The sequence below is a fragment of the Actinoplanes sp. NPDC000266 genome, assembly GCF_042899005.1.
In the GTDB taxonomy this organism is placed as follows: Bacteria; Actinomycetota; Actinomycetes; order Mycobacteriales; family Micromonosporaceae; genus Actinoplanes.
Map to the genome: position 1 here is coordinate 476579 of NZ_JBIAZI010000006.1, position 16125 is coordinate 492703.

Sequence of the window (16125 nt, forward strand, 5' to 3'; positions counted from 1 at the left end):
CGGGTAACTCAGCCCTCGACGACCAGGACGCGGGCGTGGATCTGGTTGCGCTGCTGGAGGGCGGCCCGCAACGCGCGGTGCAGACCGTCCTCGAGGTAGAGCGCGCCCTTGTATTCCACGACGTGCGGGAAGAGGTCGCCGTAGAACGTCGAGTCCTCGGCCAGCAGCTTGTCGAGCGCCAGCTCCCGCTTGGTGGTGATGAGATCGGCCAGCCGGATCGGCCGCGGCGGGATCTCGGCCCACGCTTTCAGGGTCGTGTGGTGATCGGGATAGGGGGCACCGTCCCGGACCGCTTTGAAGATCACCCCGGAGCCCCCTCTCTCAACAACAACCTCAGCCTATCCCCACTGCATCAGGCCCATCGGCCATGATGCACCACATCTTCCACCGGACGGTGCCCGCGCTTGAGTGACGGAGACCTCTTGTCGGTTGCCCGATAGCCGACGGTGAGCGTACCGATCGGGGTGTACTCCCCGGGAACCCCGAACGCCTCCTTGACCGCCGGCACCTTGGGCACCGGCACGCCGAAGAAGCACGAGCCGAGCTCCTCGTTGACCGCGCTGAGGTGCATGAGCAGCGCGGCGAAGCCGGTGTCGATGTCCCAGTAGGGCACCGGCCAGTGCTCCTCGCTGCGGTCCGTCCAGCCCTTGTCGGCCTGCGCGTAGCGGTCGAGGTAGACCGACTTGTTGGAGAAGCAGACGATGATCACCGGCGCCGTGCGCATGCGGGTCAGCCAGTCGCCCTTCCACGCCTCGTCGGCCGCCGCGTCGCCCAGGTCGCCCTCGGTCGTCGACGACCAGTAGAGGTCGCGGTCCTTCTGCTCGGTGAGCACCAGGAAGCCCCAGCCCTGCGAGAAGCCGGCGCTGGGCGCGCGCAGACCGTGCTTGACGATCTTGTCGACGATCTCGGGCGCGACCGGGCGGTCGGGGTCGTAGCTGCGGACCATGCGCCGCTTGCGGAGGACCTCTTCGAAGTCCATCAGGCCCGGATCCCCCACGAGGCGGTCCACCGCTCGCCCGGCGCCAGCACGATCAGGTCGCGGCCGGTGCGGAAGGAGTCGGGCGGGCAGGTCATCGGCTCGATCGCCACCGAGCGGCGGAAGCGCTCGCCGTGCAGGGTGTCGCCCGAGAAGACCTGCCAGTATTTGAACTTCTCGTCGGCCCAGACCACGACCTTGGCGTCCGAGCCCGGGTCGGAGATGGTCACCTCGGTGATGCCGTTCGCGTCGTGCTCGATGTCGCCGAAGGTGGTGTCGAGGATCAGGTCGCCGATGCGCCGCGGCTCGTTGAAGTCGTACTCGGTGCCGGCGACCGGGTTGGCGCCGATCGGCAGCAGCCGGCCGTCGGCCACGACGCGGGTCTTGCCCGGCACGTGCAGCAGGATGTCGTCGACGGCGACGCCGGGCAGCTCCAGGTAGGGGTGCACGGAGTAGCCCCACGGCGCGTTCGAGTCGCTGTTGTTGACGACCTCCTGGTCGCAGCGCAGCCCGTCGGCCGAGACGGTCCAGGTGGCGCGCAGCGTCAGCCACCACGGATAGCCGATCTGGGCCGGCAGCTCGAACTCGAGCGTGACCGAGGCGTCCGTGCGGGCCACCTCGCTCCAGCGGGCCCAGTTGACCAGGCCGTGGATGGCGTTGTGCCGGGCCGGCTCGGTCAGCGGGAGCTGGTAGGACTGCTCCTCAAACGTGTATTTGCCGTCGCGGATCCGGTTGGGCCACGGCGCCAGGATCTGACCGGCCGAGGCCGGGGAGAGCTCGTCGGCCTCGAAGCCGTCCAGCACCTTGACGCCGTTGACGGAGTAGCCGCGCAGCACGCCGCCGACCTCCACGACGACGGCGCTGTGCCCGTCCGCCTCGATGGACCACTGGGTGCCGGATTTCGCGGCTACGACGCTTGTCATGGGTTGGACATTATCTGTTCGCGCTTCCCTCGGTGCCGGCCGGCGGCTTGTAACGAATCAGAGCGGGGAAGACCAGGGCCAATACGACCGACAGACCGGCCGCCAGGAAGCCGCCGCCGGCCCACGACGCGGTGGTCGAGGTGAGGTCGGCGGTCGCTCCGGCCCGCAGGTCGCCCAGGCGCGGCCCGCCGGCCACGACGACCGTGAAGACGCCCTGCAGCCGGCCGCGGAGCCGGTCGGGCGCGTAGACCTGCAGGATCGACTGCCGGTAGACGGCGCTGACCAGGTCGGCCGCGCCGCCCACGGCGAGCAGCAGCAGGATCAGCCACAGGCTGTGCGCCAGGCCGGCGAAGCCGATCGCGATGCCCCAGCCGATCACGGCGACCACCAGCGCCACGCCCTGGCGTTTGACCCGCCCGATCCATCCGGAGAACAGGCCGGCCACCACCGAGCCGATCGCGATCGCGCTGAACAGCCAGCCCACCGCCTGGTCGCCGCCGAACCGGTCGGCCGCCACCTCGGGGAACAGGGCCCGCGGCATGGCGAAGACCATGGCGACGATGTCGACCGCGAACGAGAGCAGCAGCACCGGCTGGGTGACCAGGAACTTCAGGCCGACCAGGACGCCGCGCAGGCCGGCGCTGGGCCGTTCCTCGGACAGGTCGTGCTCGACCGGCGGGATCGACGGCAGCCGCCAGGTGGCCCAGAACGAGACCGTGAACAGCACGGCGTCGACCAGGTAGGCCGCGATGATGCCGCTGTCGGTCGAGGCCGCGGCGAAGATCACACCGGCCGCGAGCGGGCCGAGCACACCGCCGGCGGTGGTGGTCGTGTAGGCCAGCGTGTTGGCCGCCGGCACCAGCCCGCCGGGCACGATCCGCGGGATGATCGCCTGCCGGGCCGGCGAGCTGATGGCGAAGCCGGCCGATTGGAGCGCGACCAGCGCCAGCAGCAGATAACCGCTGTTCACGTGCAGCAGCGCCTGCACCAGCAGGCCCAGCGTGGAGATCCAGGCCAGGGTGGAGCTGGCCAGCAGCAGCTTGCGCCGGTCGACCACGTCGGCCGCGGCGCCACCCCACAGCCCGAAGATCAGCAGCGGCACCAGGCCGGCCAGGCCGAGCAGGCCCACCCAGGCCGAGGAGTGCGTGATGGCGTACATCTCGATCGGAACCGCGACCGAGGTGAACTGGAAACCGAAGAACGAGACCCCGTTTCCGATCCACATCCGCCGATACGCGACGACGCGGAGGGGCCTGAGATCGATGAACCAGGACTTCCGTTCGCGCTCCTCGACGACCTCCGCGGCCGCTTCGACAGCGTCCTGGCTCAAGGTGCCAACCTTTCCAAAACCCAAAGACTTTCTTCTGTACGCCGGTAGCGGAGCCGGTCGTGAAGGCGGCTGCTCCGGCCCTGCCAGAACTCGACCGTCTCCGGCAGCACGCGGAAGCCACCCCAGTGCGGAGGCGCCGGCACCTCGCCGTCACCGAACCGCTCGGTCACCACCGCGAGGCTGGCGTCGACAGCGTCCCGATCGGGCACGATCGTCGACTGCGGGCTCGCCCAGGCGCCCAACTGGGAACCGCGCGGCCGCGACGAAAAGTACTCCTCGGTCTCGGCCCGGCTCACCCGCTCCACCGCGCCGACCACGATCACCTGCCGCTGCATGGGAAACCACGGGAAGACCAGGCTCGCGTACGGGTTGGCGGAGAGCTCGGCGCCCTTGCGCGACTCGTAGTTGCTGAAGAACACGAAACCGCGCGCGTCGTACTCCTTGAGCAGGACAGTACGCGCCGACGGGTGACCCGACGGCGTGGCCGAGGCCACGATCATGGCGTTGGGCTCGGGCAGGCCGAATCCGGACGCCTCGATGAACCAGGCGCCGAACTGTGTGGTCCAATCGGCGGCCATGCCCGACTCGAGCAACGCCTCCCGCGCGGTGTAGTCGCGCCGCATGCTCGCAGGCGATGGGGGTTCGAGGGTCACGCAACGACCGTAAGTCCCCTCGGCCGCCACGTCAGGTCGGTGAGGATGGGTGTCGCAGAAAGCACATACAGAGCGCATCATGCGGTGTCGACCTGCCGTTACCCAGCGAGCAAGATGAAACACCTACAGCATCCGCCCCCAGGGAGAGTCGTGGCCTTCGAGACCGAGATCGCCGAGCCTGACCGGGACGGTGGCGCGCTGCGGTACCGCGGCGTCGACATCGAGGACCTGATCGGCCAGGTCTCCTTCGGCGACGTCTGGGGGCTGCTGGTCGACGGCCGGTTCGGGCCCGGCCTGCCGCCGGCCGAGCCGTTCCCGGTGCCGGTGCACTCGGGCGACATCCGCGTCGACGTGCAGTCCGCGGTGGCCATGCTGGCGCCGTACTGGGGTCTGAGCCAGCTGCTCGACATCGACGACGACCAGGCCCGCCGCGACCTGGCCCGGGTGTCGGTGACCGCGCTGTCGTTCGTGGCCCAGGCCGCCCGCGGGCTCGGCCTGCCGGCCGTGCCGCAGAAGGACATCGACAAGGCCGGCACGATCGTCGAGCGCTTCATGCGGCGCTGGCGCGGCGAGCCCGACCCCAAGCACGTCAAGGCGGTCGACGCCTACTTCATCTCGGCCGCCGAGCACGGGCTGAGCTCCTCCACCTTCACCACCCGGGTGGTCGCCTCGACCGGCGCCGACGTGGCCGCCTGCATCTCCTCGGGCATCGGCGCGCTCTCGGGCCCGCTCGACGGCGGGGCGCCGGCCCGCGTGCTGCACATGCTCGAGGAGGTCGAGCGCAGCGGCGACGCCGAGGCGTACGTGAAAGGCGTCCTTGATCGTGGCGAGCGCCTCATGGGCTTCGGCCATCGCGTCTACCGGGCCGAGGACCCCCGGGCCCGGGTGCTCAAGCGCGCGGCCCGCGAGCTCGGCGCGCCGCGCTACGAGGTGGCCATCGCGCTCGAGCGGGCCGCGCTGGCCGAGCTCCAGGCCCGCAAGCCCGAGCGGCCGCTGCCCACGAACGTCGAGTTCTGGTCGGCCGTGGTCCTCGACTTCGCCGAGGTGCCGGGCCACATGTTCAGCTCGATGTTCACCTGCGCCCGGGTGGCCGGCTGGAGCGCGCACATCCTGGAGCAGAAACGCCTGGGCCGTGTCGTCCACCCGCACGCTCACTATGTGGGACCCCCGGTCCGCAAGCCGCAGCAGGTCGAGGGCTGGGACAAGCTCCGCGCATAATGCTCCGGTGACTGACATCCGGATCCCAGACGAGATCAAGCCGGTCGACGGGCGCTTCGGCTCCGGTCCCAGCAAGGTGCGCCCCGAGGGCGTCGAGTCGCTGTCCGCGGTGTCCCGCACGTTCCTCGGCACCTCCCACCGGCAGAAGACGGTCAAGGACCAGGTGGCCCGCCTGCGGCGCGGCCTCGGCGAGTTCTTCTCGATTCCCGAGGGGTACGAGGTGGTCATCGCCAACGGGGGCACGAGCGCGTTCTGGGAGGTCGCGACGTTCGGCCTGATCCGCGATCGGGCCCAGTTCGCCGAGTTTGGCGAATTCGGGGCGAAATTCGCGAAAGCCGTCAGCGACGCGCCGTTCCTCGGCGACCCGACCATCCACAAGGCCCCCGGCGGCCAGGCGGCCTATCTGACGGCGGAGGCGGGCGTCGACGCGTACGCCTCGGTCCAGAACGAGACCTCGACCGGTGTGGCCGTGCCGGTCCGCCGCGTGGCCGGCGCCGACGAGGGCGCCCTGCTGCTCACCGACGCCACCTCGGGCGGCGGCAGCCTCGACGTCGACCTGCGCGAGACCGACGTGTACTACCTGGCCCCACAGAAGGCCTTCGGCTCCGACGGCGGCCTGTGGATGGCCCTGATGTCGCCGGCCGCCATCGAGCGCGCCTTCGAGATCAAGGCCTCGGGCCGGTACATCCCGCAGTTCCTCGACCTGGTGACGGCGATCGAGCAGTCCCGGCTGGAGCAGACGTACAACACGCCGGCCCTGGCCACGGTCTTCCTGGCCGCCGAGCAGCTCGACTGGATGAACGCGCAGGGCGGCCTGTCCTGGGCGGTCAAGCGATGCGCGGAGAGCGCCGCCGCCATCTACGGCTGGGCCGACGAGTCGTCGTACGCCACGCCGTTCGTCACCGACCCGGCGCTGCGCTCGGCCGCCGTGGCCACCATCGACTTCACCGATGAGATCGACGCCGCCCAGCTGGCCAAGATCCTGCGGGCCAACGGCATTGTCGACACCGAGCCCTACCGCAAGCTCGGCCGCAACCAGCTGCGCGTCGCCCTCTACCCGACGGTTGAGCCGTCCGACGTGACCGCCCTGACCGCCGCGATCGACTACGTGGTCGAGCGCCTGTCCTAGCCGGCCCTGCCCTGGCCGGCCCTGCCCTGGCCGGCCCTGCCCTGGCCGGCCCTGCCCTGGCCGGCCCTGCCCTGGCCGGCCCTGTCATAGCCGGGCCAGGGCCGCGCGGGCCTCGGGGGCGTGCCGGAACGAGAAGTGCGGGTTGAGGCGCAGCGCGGTGGTCAGGTCGGCGCGGGCGGCGTCGCGCCGGCCGAGATCGGCCAGGATCAGGCCGCGGTGATAGTGGCTGAGGGCGCTGCGGGTGCCCAGCTTGAGCGCCTGATCGGCGTAGCGCAGGGCCTCGGCCGGCCGGCCCGCGGCGCGTAGCGCCCAGCCCAGCGCGTCGGCGGCGGCGATGCCGGGCTGACGGGCGTATAGCCGACGGGCGGCATCCAGCGCGACCGGCTCCCGCTGGCCGGCTTCTCCCGGGTCGGCTTCTCCCCGGCCGCCTTCTCCCCGGCCGGCTTTTCCCTGGTCGACGGCGAACAGCACTGTGTCCGGCTCCGGCGGGGCGCCGCTGACGGCCTCGTCGGCCCAGGCCTGCCGGGCGGCGGCGTACTCCTTCGCGGCTTCGTCCGGACGGCCGGACGCGGTGAGCAGGTCGCCGAGCTCGGCGGCGTACACGGGCCGGGGCGCCACGGCCAGGACGGCCCGGAACTCGGTGATCGCGCCCGCGGTGTCACCACGCGCGGCGCGGACGCGGGCCAGGCCCAGTCGTAGCGGCGGATGGCCGGGCAGCAGGCGCAGGCCCTCGGTGAACTCGGTGGCGGCGGTGTCCAGGTCGCCGTTGTCGGCGGCGAGCTGGCCCAGGTGCAGCCGCGCGAACGCGCCGTCGGCCGCGTTCGGGGCGGCGTCCAGGGCGCGGCGCATCGCGTCGGTGGCGCGCCCGATGTCGCCGCGCAGCTCCCAGGCGTACGACGCCCGGGCGTAGGAGGAGGCGTCCGGGCGCAGGTCCACCATCCGCTGGATCGTCGGGAAGGCCTCGTCGTAGCGGCCCAGCTCGATCAGGGCGTCGGCCACGACGCCGAGCGCGGCCGCCCGGTACGGATCGGCCGCGAGCGCGGCCCGGCCGTGCCGCAGCGCCGCCGGGAAGTCGTGCAGGGCGGCGGCGAGCGCGCCGTGGCCGGTCAGCGCGATCGCGTTGTCCCGCGGGTGGATCTTCTGCGACCGGTCGAGGGCGACCCGGGCCCGCACGTAGTCGGCGGCCTCGCCGGTCGTGCGCGCCCGCTCCACGTACGCCGTGCCCAGCTCGGCCCAGGTCTTCCAGTCGTCCGGCGCCCGTTCGACCCGCCGTTCGGCGGCCGCGATCGGCCCGGTCTCCCAGCTTGTGGACGCCTGGCTCTCCGGCGCCCGGTCCCAGGGTGCGAACAGCGCGCCGGCCGCGACCACGAGCGCCAGGCCGAGCACCGAGACAGCGATGAGCACCACCACGCGGCGCATCCGGTCCCCTTCCTCGAGAGCGATGTGTCGACAGGGGGATTCGCCGCCGACGGCCATCCGGATGGCTCGATGTAACCAATGCGACTCGATTCATCCGCCCCGCCCGGCGAGGCGAATGACCGGCGACAGCATCGACCTCATCTAGGGGGATGTAATGTTCCGACCTCCAAATCGCCGGCGATTGCTCGGCGTGGCCGCGGCGGTGACCGCCACGGCCTGTGTGGCGTCGCTGGCGCCGACGGTGACCCAGGCGTCCAGCCACCGGGAGGCTCCGCTGGTCGCCGGCGAGCCGCAGCTGGACAACACCGACACGTACGCGTTCGTCAGCCCCGACGCGCCGAACACGGTGACGCTGATCGGGAACTGGGTGCCCTTCGAGGAGCCCAACGGCGGGCCGAACTTCTACCCGTTCGCCTCCGACGCGGCGTACGACATCAACATCGACAACGACGGTGACGCCCGGGCCGACCTGATCTACCGCTGGACGTTCACCGACAACTACCGCAGCAAGAACACGTATCTCTACAACACGGGCGTGGTGACCTCGCTCGACGATCCCGATCTCAACTATCTGCAGACGTACAAGCTGGAGGCGATCACCGCGTCCGGTAGCCAGACGCTGATCAACAACGGCCGGGTGGCGCCGTCCCGGGTCGGCCCGGCGTCGATGCCGAACTATCAGCAGCTCGCGGACTCGGCGATCACCGCCCTGCCCGGCGGCGGCAAGACCTACGCCGGCCAGGCCGACGACCCGTTCTTCATCGACCTGCGCTTCTTCGACAACTACTTCGGCGGCAACCTGTCCGAGGTCGGCCAGGACACGGTCCGCGGCTACAACACCAACACGCTCGCCATCCAGGTGCCTAAGAGCGTGCTGGCGCTGAAGGGCGACGCCGCCCGCAACCCGGTCGTCGGCGTCTGGGCCACCACGTCGCGGCAGCGCATCGAGGTGGTCGACACGCTGAACAACCGGAACCGGTACGGCGGCTGGCAGCAGGTCTCCCGGCTCGGCATGCCGCTGGTGAACGAGGTCGTCATCCCGGTCGGCCGCAAGGACGAGTTCAACGCGACCGCTCCGCGTAACGACGCCAAGTTCCTGCCGTTCGTGACCAGCCCCGAGGTGCCCCGCCGGATCGAGGCCCTCTACAAGATCCCGGCGCCGGCCACGCCGCGCAACGACCTCGTCGAGGTGTTCCTGACCGGCGTCTGCAAGGCCTGCGGGCCGGTCGCGGTCGACCTCAACTCGCAGCGGCTCAACAAGGACGTCGACCCGGCCACGTTCGTGCCCAGCGAGCAGCTGCGGCTGAACATGTCGATCCCGCCGGCGGCGAGCCCCAACCGGCTCGGCGTGATCGGCGGCGACAACGCCGGATTCCCCAACGGCCGCCGGCTGGCCGACGACGTCACCGACGTGACGGTGCGGGTCGCCGAAGGCGTGCTGCTGCCGAACCACCCGGCGGCGGTCGACGGTCTCGGTGACGCGGTCGACGCCAACGCGCTGCCGTTCCGGGCGACGTTCCCCTACGTCGCCACCTCGAACGTCGTCGCGGTGAACCAGAACTGACCGGAAGTCCGGACTACTCGGGGCGCCGCCGTCACGGCGGCGCCCCGGGAAGGAGCGCATCGTGAAGCGTCCCGTGGTGGCCGCGCTGACGGCGACGGTCCTGCTCGGAGCGGCCGCCGTGGCCGTGCGGCGAACCTGGCCGCCGGACCAGCGGCTCGTCCTGCCGTCGGTGGAGCAGTTCACGCCGGGCGCCTGCCGCGACGCGGCCGGGGCCGTCCGCTCGCTGGCCCGGCTCACCCACGGCGACGACGTCACCGAGCTGTCGCCGGCCGACCGGGCCGAGCTGCGCCGGGCACAGGACCAGTTGGTGGCGCTCCGGCCGGCGGCCCGGCCCGAGGTCCGCGAGCCGATGGAGGCCGTCATCCTCTCCCTGGGCTACCTGCGGCTCCGGCTCGACAGCCGGACCGCTGAGCCGAGCTATCTGCGCGATGTGGAGACGGCCCGGGCCGCGCTGGAGAAGACGTGCGTGAGCACGCCGAGGTGAGGCCGACGTGGGAATGAGCGCCGTGCGACAGCAGCGTTCCGCCGAGGCCGCCCGCGACGACGCGCGGCTGCGCGACGAGCTCGTCTACGGCGACGAGGCGGCCTTCATCGACCTGCACGAGCGGTTCGCGCCGCTGGTGCACACGATCGCGGCCCGGATCACCCGTGACGGCCGGGCCGCCGAGGACGTCACCCAGGAGGTCTTCCTGGCCATCTGGCAGCACCCCCTCGACTACGAGCCGGAGCGGGGCAGCCTGCGCGGCTGGCTGGCCATGATGGCCCACCGCCGCGCCGTCGACCTGGTGCGCCGGGAGGAGGCGCACCGGCGGAGGGCCCTGGACGGCGCCCTGTACGCCGGCGCGGTCAGCCGGGGCGACCCGGTCGGTGACCAGGTCTCGGACAGCGACGCGGCCGAGCGGCTCGGCGCGGCCCTGAAGGCCCTGCCCGCGCACCTGAGCCGCGCGATCACCATGGCCTATCTGGAGGGTCGCACCTATCGCGAGGTCGCGGCCGAGCTGGGCCTGCCCGAGGGAACAGCCAAATCCCAGATGCGCGAGGGCCTGCGCCGGCTCGCGCTGGCGCTACGGAGATGAGCGGCATGGACATCCACTCCCTCGTCGCGGCGTGGGCGCTGAACGCCTGCCCGCCCGCGGAGGCCGCCCTCGTCGAGGCGCACCTGCCCACCTGCCCGCACTGCGCGCGGGAGGCCCGTCGGCTGGTCGAGGCCGTGGCCGGCCTGGCCGGGGCGGACCTGTGGCCCCCGGCCGGCTCGCTGGCGCGGACGCGCTCGGCCGCCCGGCGCCGCCGGCCTCCGGCGACGCCGGCGCCGGCGTACGTGGCGCCCTACGCGGCCCAGGTCGCGGCGCTGGACCTGCTGCTGTCCGACCTCACGGCCGCCGACTGGGGCCGGACCGCCGCGTACGGCGAGCTGAGCGTGCACGACCTGGTCGCGCATCTGGCCTCGACCGACGGGCTGATCGCCGGGGTCCTGGGACTGCCCGTCGAGCCGCTGGGCGACGACCCGGCCACGCGCACCGCGGCCGTCCTGCGCCGGGAGCGCGGGCGGCCCGTCGAGCTGACCCGGCGTGCCTGGCGTGCGCAGGCCGACGCGATGTGCCGCTCGGTCCCGGCGAACCCGCCGCTGGGTGTGGCGACGACGGCTCTGGGGCCGCCGCTCTGCCTGCCGGACGCGCTGACCGCGCGGGCCTACGAGACCTGGATCCACCGGGAGGACATCGCCGCCGCGACGGGGCGGCGGACGCCGCCGCCACTTCCCGGGCACGTGCGCCCGATGGCCGAGCTGGCGGTCCGGTTCCTGCCCCGGGTCATGTCCCGTCGCGGCCGCCACGTGCGGTTGGAGCTCACCGGTGAGGGTGGTGGCACGTGGACGGTGCCGCTCGGCCCCTCGACCGGGGTGGTGTCCCGGCCGTCGGCGGTGGTGAGCCTCGATGTGGTGGAGTTCTGCCGGCTGGCCGGGGATCGGCGCGATCCGGGCCGCGTCGCGGCCGAGGTCGGTGGCGACGCCGCTCTGGCCCGCGAGTTCCTGGCCGCGGTGCCGGCGCTGGCGGTCGTCCCGTGAGGAGTCACGCCGGTCTTGGCGGCAATAACGCGATGGTCGCGCTGCGGCCTCGAGTTGCAGCGAGGCCGCGCGGAGGGCACGGTGGTGTGTCAGTGCTCTTGGTCACTCGACGACGCGTACAACTACGGCTTTTTCATGATCATCGCAGCTCAGCGAAGTTGCCCGGCGTGGCTTACCCCCATCGGGTGACCGGGGAGCGTACCGTGTTCCGAAACGCGCCCGGGTGGCTGAGTCTCGGGAGCACGGGCCAAGGTGCCAATGCGACGGGACGGAGGCAACGCATGCGGCCGGTACGCTTCGTCGCCCTTTCCGAGGACGGTCAGGCCATGGTGCTCGCCGACGAGGTCGGCCGGCTCCTGGCTCTCCCCATCGACGACCGGGTTCACGGTGCGCTCACCCACGAGGGCCACGCCGCCCCCGCGGGCACGGCCGTGGCCGTGATGACGCCCGAGGCGCAGCAGGCCTCGCTCTCGCCACGTGACATCCAGGCCCGCATCCGTCAGGGCGAGTCCGCCGAGGACGTCGCGCGCATCGCCGGCGTTCCGGTCGACCGCGTCCTGCGCTATGCGGGCCCGGTGCTCCAGGAGCGGGCCATGCTGGCGCAGCATGCTCGGCGCACCCGTCTGAAGACGTCGGATTCCGGCGCCCCGCTGGCCGAGGTGGTCGACAGCCGCCTGGCCCAGCACGGCATCGACACCGAGAAGATCTCGTGGGACGCGTTCCGCCGCGAGGACGGCACGTGGCGCATCGTCGCCACCTGGCCGTCCGGCAAGGCCACGGCGCAGGCCATCTGGGACCTCGACAAGGGACGCCAGGTCGTCTCGCCGCATGACGACATGGCGCAATACCTGTGCGCCGAGCGCCCCACCCAGATCCTGGGCCAGGAGCCCGCGCCCGAGCGCGCCTTCACCGAGCGGGGCGGTCACGGACTGCCCGGCCCGTCCCGTTCCGCCGAGCCCGCCCGCGGCGGCCACGGCCTGCCCGCGGCCGAGACGCCCGCGCAGCGCCCGGCCCGCGACCCGATCCGCGCCGGCCGCGACGCCCTGCTCGCCTCGCTCGACCGCCCGCTGGGCCAGACGCCCGGCCGCAGCCTCGACAGCGGACCGGCCGAGCAGCGCCGCCCGGTCGCCGGTGGCGCCGCCGCCCTGCTCGGCGGCGGTTCCGGCTCGGCCTTCGACGAAGACTCCGACCTCCCCAAGGAGGTTCCGGCCGTCCCGTCGCTCGCCGTCCTGCGCCCGCGGCGCACGGTCGGCCAGCAGAGCGGCGCCCAGCAGGCGTCCTCCGAGACCGACGAGGCGAAACCGCGCAAGCGCCTTCCGAGCTGGGACGACGTTCTCTTCGGCGGCGGGCCCGCGGCCCGCGAGTCGTCCTGAACCGTCTCTTCGTCGCGGTCTTCCCTCCGCCCGGCGAGCTTCACGCCCTCCGGCGCGCCCTGCCGAGCGGCGGCCGGGTCTCGCCGTCCGGCAAGTGGCATGTCACCCTGGCCTTCCTGGGTGACGTCCCGTCTCCGGACCCGGTGGCGGCGGTGCTGGCCGCGGTGCGCTCCCCCGGCCCGTTCACGCTGCGCCTGGCCGGCAGCGGCCGCTTCGGCAAGGCCGAGTGGCTGGGCGTCGAGGGCGACCGGGAAAACCTCATCGCACTGCACACGAGCATCCGGGACGACCTGGCCGCGGCCGGATATCCGCTCGAGGACAGGCCGTTCCACCCGCACCTGACGGTCTCGTACCACGCCGACGCCGCCGTGCGGAAAGCCCTGTCCAACTACGTGGGCCCGCCGTGGCCGGTGACCGAGTTCTCGCTGGTCCTGAGCCACAACGGCCAGTACGAGAAGCTCAACTCCTGGCCGCTGTAGCCTCCTGCCGGATGCCGTTGAGCAGCAGGCGCAGGCCGTAGCCGAACTGCTCGGCCGAGCCGGCCACCGGAGTCTCCCCTCGCAGCGCCTCGTTGACCTGGCGCCAGCGCTCGTCCGGCTCCCCGGCCTCGACCGCCATGCGAAGCCCGGCGGCCGAGTAGGCGATCAGGGCCTGAGACGCTTTGACCACGTCGGCGGGGCTCAGACCAGCCTCAGCGAGCGCGGCCATGATGACCGCGGCGAGCCTCAGCCCGGCCGGCCCGAGCGGCGGCCGGGAAGCGATGTGCCCGGCGATCCCCGGATGCCGCAGCGCGGCCGCGCGGACATCGGTCAGCACCGCCCGGATCCGCTGGTCCCACGGCTCGCTGCCGGCCGGCGCCTCGACCTCCTCCACCGCGAGATCGGCCACAACCTCTTCCTGGTGCCCGACCTGATCCTCATCGCCGGGCTGGCCGTGGCGGCGGCGCTGCCCGCTCGACACGCGCTGATCGCCCTGCCGGTGGCCTTCGCCTACTCCGCCGGCGTCCTGGCCGCCTCCGTGGCGTCGTACGCCGTTCGATCCGAGCTCGGCCTGCCGAGCCTGACCGGCGCCATCGTCGCGCTGACGCTGGCCATCGGCCTGACGCGCGGCAGAGCGACGTCCTAACGCAGCTCCAGGCCGGCGGCCTCGAGCTCGCTCTCGACCCGGACCCGCTCCAGCTCGCGGTCCAGGCCGTCCAAGGGGCGCAGGTTCTCCCGTACGCCGAGGCACTCGCACGCCATGCAGAGCCTTTCGTCGTACGCCGTCAGCACCGCCGCCGTCCACTTGTGTGAGCCCAGCGACAGGCCGCCGCGCTGCTCGCGGTGGAGCCGGCGCAGGTCGAAGGCGAGCTGCTCGATCGGGGCCGGGCCTCGCCGGGCCAGCGCCGCGACCGGGTCGTTGCACTGAAGATGACGGTCGAGAAGCCGCAGGTCACGGCCCTCGGAGGAATTTCGGGACGCGTCTCGCCGCCGACGGGCCTCGTCGCGCCGGATCGCTGCCGCCACCGCGTAGGGCACGGAGATCAGAACGACGAGGGCCGCCGTGAGCACAGCAATGTGCACGAGGGCCACCAGAAGACGCTAAGTCGGATGCGCCCCGAACTGGAATACCCGTTCGGCGGACTTCTCCTGCCAAATACCCGTCAGGCGGCTCGCGCGAGGGCCGGCTCCGGGTCCTCGGCTGGCGGCACCAGTGTGAGGCGCGGCCGCGGCCGCAACGTCATCTCGAGCCGCTCCCCGCTGCTGCGCAGCTGCCAGACCAGGGCCACGGCCGAGGCCACGAAGCAGATGATGCCGGCCACCCAGATGCTCGACGCCACCCCGTACCGCTCGCCCCACCAGCCGGCCAGGGATGCCCCGATCGGCGTGGTGCCGAGGAAGACCAGCACGTAGAGCGCCATCACCCGGCCCCGGAACTTCGGGTCGACGCCCATCTGCACCCGGTGGTTGGCCGCCTGGGCCAGGAAGATCGAGAAGAAGCCGGTCGGGAAGAGCACGATCATCGCGACCACGAAGTTGGGCGTGAAGCCGACCGCGAACTCGAGCACGCTGAAGATCAGTGCCGCGCCGATGACCAGGTAGACGCTGGGGCGCTTGCGGCGGGCGCTGCCGGCCAGGGCCCCGCAGAGCGATCCGGCCGCGAGCGCCGTGGTGAGCAGGCCGAACGAGGACGCCCCGGCGTTGAAGTTGATTTTCGCCAGGGCGGCCAGGGTCACCGGGAAGTTGAAGCCGATCATGCCGATGACGGCCATCAGGCAGATCGGGACCATCAGGTCGGGGCGACGGTAGGCGTACTTCAGGCCGTCGAGGATCCTGGTGTCCTTCTTGCCGGGCGGGGTGGACCGCAGCAGCTCGTGCGCGCGCATCGCGGTGTAGCTGAACACCGGCGCGATCGACAGCGCGGTCGCGATCAGGAAGACCGGCCCGGTGCCGAAGATCGCCAGGGCCACGCCGGCCAGGGCGGGACCGCCCACGCGGGCGGTGTTGAAGGTGGCCGCCGACAGCGCCAGCGCGTTGGGCAGCAGCGGCATCTCGACCAGCTCGGAGACGAACGACTGGCGTACCGGCGTCTCGATGGAGTTGGCGATGCCGAAGAGCCCGGCGAACAGGAACACGTGCCAGAGCTCGACGTGCCCGGAGGCGACCAGGATCGCGAAGACGATCGCGGTGGCCGCGAAGACGGCGTTCGCCGCGACGAGCAACTTGCGCTTGTCGTAGCGGTCGGCGAGCTTGCCGCCCCACAGGGTGAGCAGCAGGACGGGCAGGAACTGGAGGGCGGTCACGGCCCCGAGGGCGCCCGGCGAGTTGTTCGACAGGTCGAGGACCAGCCAGTCCTGCGCGGTGAACATCATCCAGACGCCCACGAGCTTGACGAGCTGGCCGACCGTGAACAGCCGGTAGTTGCGGATCTTCAGGGACCGGAAGGTGGTGTTGAGCACTGACCGCACTGGGTGGTGCCTCCTGTTCGGTCGTACGCGTCATCGTCACGTGACGAAGCAGCGCCGAACCGACCGGTCAGGCTTGCGAGAGCCGTTGCAGGATGCGCGTGGCCTGGGCCAGCGTCTCCTGTTCCTCCTCCGTGAGCTCGGCCAGCTGGGACGCCAGCCATTCGTTCCGGGCCTTCTCGAACTGGGCGAAGACCGCCCGGCCCAGTTCCGTCGGGGCCAGGATCACCTGGCGCCCATCGGTCGGGTGCGGGGAACGCACCACCAGACCCCGGTCCTCCAGCTTGCCGACGATCTTGGTCATCGTCGGCGGCTGGACCCGCTCGACATCGGCGAGCTCACGAGGAGTCAGCGCGCCCGCCAGCTGCAAGCTGGTGAGCGCGGAAAGCTGACTGAACGTCAGGTCGCCGACCGGGCGGGCCTGCCGGACGCGCCGGCTCAGCCGCTGGATCGCCTCGCGCAGCGTCTTGGCCAGCTCCTCCGCTGTGCCTTGATCAGCCGCCACCGGCCACTCCATCACGATTCTTAGCTTAG

Annotated in this window: 19 protein-coding genes; 9 read left to right on the forward strand and 10 right to left on the reverse strand. The window is 72.1% G+C overall.

Going from position 1 to position 16125, the window contains the following annotated elements; genetic code table 11:
* Window positions 1-8: 8 nt before the first annotated feature.
* Genes ACFY36_RS26440 through pdxH form a run of 5 tightly spaced genes read right to left on the reverse strand, consistent with a single transcriptional unit; the run spans window position 9 to window position 3882 of the window.
* The gene (locus ACFY36_RS26440) at window positions 9-305 is read right to left on the reverse strand and encodes a type II toxin-antitoxin system VapB family antitoxin (protein WP_089296050.1); all 297 of its coding nucleotides are present in this window, start codon (window positions 303-305) and stop codon (window positions 9-11) included.
* 47 nt (window positions 306-352) lie between these two features.
* Window positions 353-979 carry a nitroreductase family protein gene (locus tag ACFY36_RS26445; RefSeq protein ID WP_499748614.1) on the reverse strand — a complete coding sequence of 209 codons (627 nt, stop codon included), beginning with the start codon at window positions 977-979 and terminating at the stop codon, window positions 353-355.
* Window positions 979-1899 carry an aldose 1-epimerase family protein gene (locus tag ACFY36_RS26450; protein WP_499748615.1) on the reverse strand — a complete coding sequence of 307 codons (921 nt, stop codon included), beginning with the start codon at window positions 1897-1899 and terminating at the stop codon, window positions 979-981. The genes ACFY36_RS26445 and ACFY36_RS26450 overlap by 1 nt, the downstream gene beginning before the upstream one ends.
* A 10-nt stretch (window positions 1900-1909) precedes the next feature.
* On the reverse strand, window positions 1910-3229 hold the full coding sequence (locus ACFY36_RS26455; protein ID WP_499748616.1) for an MFS transporter: 1320 nt from the start codon (window positions 3227-3229) through the stop codon (window positions 1910-1912).
* Entirely contained in the window at window positions 3226-3882 is a 657-nt protein-coding gene (pdxH, locus tag ACFY36_RS26460) for a pyridoxamine 5'-phosphate oxidase (protein ID WP_499748617.1), read from the reverse strand. Before pdxH ends, ACFY36_RS26455 begins: the two co-directional genes overlap by 4 nt.
* Window positions 3883-3996: 114 nt before the next feature.
* Between pdxH and ACFY36_RS26465 the strand changes: the two genes are divergently transcribed.
* Together ACFY36_RS26465 and serC are read left to right on the forward strand one after the other, a co-directional pair.
* Entirely contained in the window at window positions 3997-5100 is a 1104-nt protein-coding gene (locus ACFY36_RS26465) for a citrate synthase 2 (protein ID WP_499748618.1), read from the forward strand.
* Window positions 5101-5116: 16 nt separating this feature from the next.
* A complete protein-coding gene (gene serC / locus ACFY36_RS26470) occupies window positions 5117-6229 on the forward strand; it encodes a phosphoserine transaminase (RefSeq protein ID WP_499748794.1) in 1113 nt (370 codons plus the stop codon).
* Between the two features lie 84 nt (window positions 6230-6313).
* Here the strand turns inward: serC and ACFY36_RS26475 are convergent, their stop codons facing one another.
* Complete coding sequence (locus ACFY36_RS26475; protein ID WP_499748619.1) at window positions 6314-7648, reverse strand: tetratricopeptide repeat protein; 1335 nt, start codon at window positions 7646-7648, stop codon at window positions 6314-6316.
* A 154-nt stretch (window positions 7649-7802) separates the two neighbouring features.
* Here ACFY36_RS26475 and ACFY36_RS26480 point away from each other — a divergent pair, with 154 nt between their 5' ends.
* From ACFY36_RS26480 to thpR, 6 genes are all read left to right on the forward strand, one after another.
* Window positions 7803-9212: a DUF4331 domain-containing protein gene (locus ACFY36_RS26480; RefSeq protein WP_499748620.1), complete on the forward strand. Its 1410-nt coding sequence runs from the start codon at window positions 7803-7805 to the stop codon at window positions 9210-9212.
* 61 nt (window positions 9213-9273) lie between these two features.
* Complete coding sequence (locus ACFY36_RS26485) at window positions 9274-9696, forward strand: hypothetical protein (protein WP_499748621.1); 423 nt, start codon at window positions 9274-9276, stop codon at window positions 9694-9696.
* Window positions 9697-9709: 13 nt separating this feature from the next.
* Window positions 9710-10288 (forward strand): sigma-70 family RNA polymerase sigma factor, encoded by a 579-nt coding sequence (locus ACFY36_RS26490; protein ID WP_499748622.1) that lies wholly within the window; start codon window positions 9710-9712, stop codon window positions 10286-10288.
* A 5-nt stretch (window positions 10289-10293) separates the two neighbouring features.
* Window positions 10294-11274, forward strand: a complete 981-nt coding sequence (locus tag ACFY36_RS26495) for a maleylpyruvate isomerase family mycothiol-dependent enzyme (protein WP_499748623.1) — start codon at window positions 10294-10296, stop codon at window positions 11272-11274.
* Between the two features lie 281 nt (window positions 11275-11555).
* Entirely contained in the window at window positions 11556-12647 is a 1092-nt protein-coding gene (sepH, locus tag ACFY36_RS26500; protein ID WP_499748624.1) for a septation protein SepH, read from the forward strand.
* Window positions 12644-13126 (forward strand): RNA 2',3'-cyclic phosphodiesterase, encoded by a 483-nt coding sequence (thpR, locus tag ACFY36_RS26505; RefSeq protein ID WP_499748795.1) that lies wholly within the window; start codon window positions 12644-12646, stop codon window positions 13124-13126. Before sepH ends, thpR begins: the two co-directional genes overlap by 4 nt.
* Here thpR and ACFY36_RS26510 read toward each other — a convergent pair.
* Window positions 13107-13535 carry a TetR/AcrR family transcriptional regulator C-terminal domain-containing protein gene (locus tag ACFY36_RS26510; RefSeq protein ID WP_499748625.1) on the reverse strand — a complete coding sequence of 143 codons (429 nt, stop codon included), beginning with the start codon at window positions 13533-13535 and terminating at the stop codon, window positions 13107-13109. The genes thpR and ACFY36_RS26510 overlap by 20 nt on opposite strands.
* A gap of 12 nt (window positions 13536-13547) precedes the next feature.
* On the opposite strand from ACFY36_RS26510, the gene ACFY36_RS26515 reads away from it, so the two are divergent.
* A complete protein-coding gene (locus ACFY36_RS26515) occupies window positions 13548-13772 on the forward strand; it encodes a hypothetical protein (RefSeq protein ID WP_499748626.1) in 225 nt (74 codons plus the stop codon).
* Here ACFY36_RS26515 and ACFY36_RS26520 read toward each other — a convergent pair.
* The 3 genes from ACFY36_RS26520 to ACFY36_RS26530 form a co-directional block, all read right to left on the reverse strand.
* Window positions 13769-14218 (reverse strand): hypothetical protein, encoded by a 450-nt coding sequence (locus ACFY36_RS26520; RefSeq protein ID WP_499748627.1) that lies wholly within the window; start codon window positions 14216-14218, stop codon window positions 13769-13771. The two genes, ACFY36_RS26515 and ACFY36_RS26520, sit on opposite strands and share 4 nt — an antisense overlap.
* A 71-nt stretch (window positions 14219-14289) precedes the next feature.
* Window positions 14290-15594 carry an MFS transporter gene (locus tag ACFY36_RS26525; RefSeq protein ID WP_499748628.1) on the reverse strand — a complete coding sequence of 435 codons (1305 nt, stop codon included), beginning with the start codon at window positions 15592-15594 and terminating at the stop codon, window positions 14290-14292.
* Between the two features lie 67 nt (window positions 15595-15661).
* Window positions 15662-16108 (reverse strand): MarR family winged helix-turn-helix transcriptional regulator, encoded by a 447-nt coding sequence (locus ACFY36_RS26530; protein ID WP_499748796.1) that lies wholly within the window; start codon window positions 16106-16108, stop codon window positions 15662-15664.
* Window positions 16109-16125 lie beyond the last annotated feature (17 nt).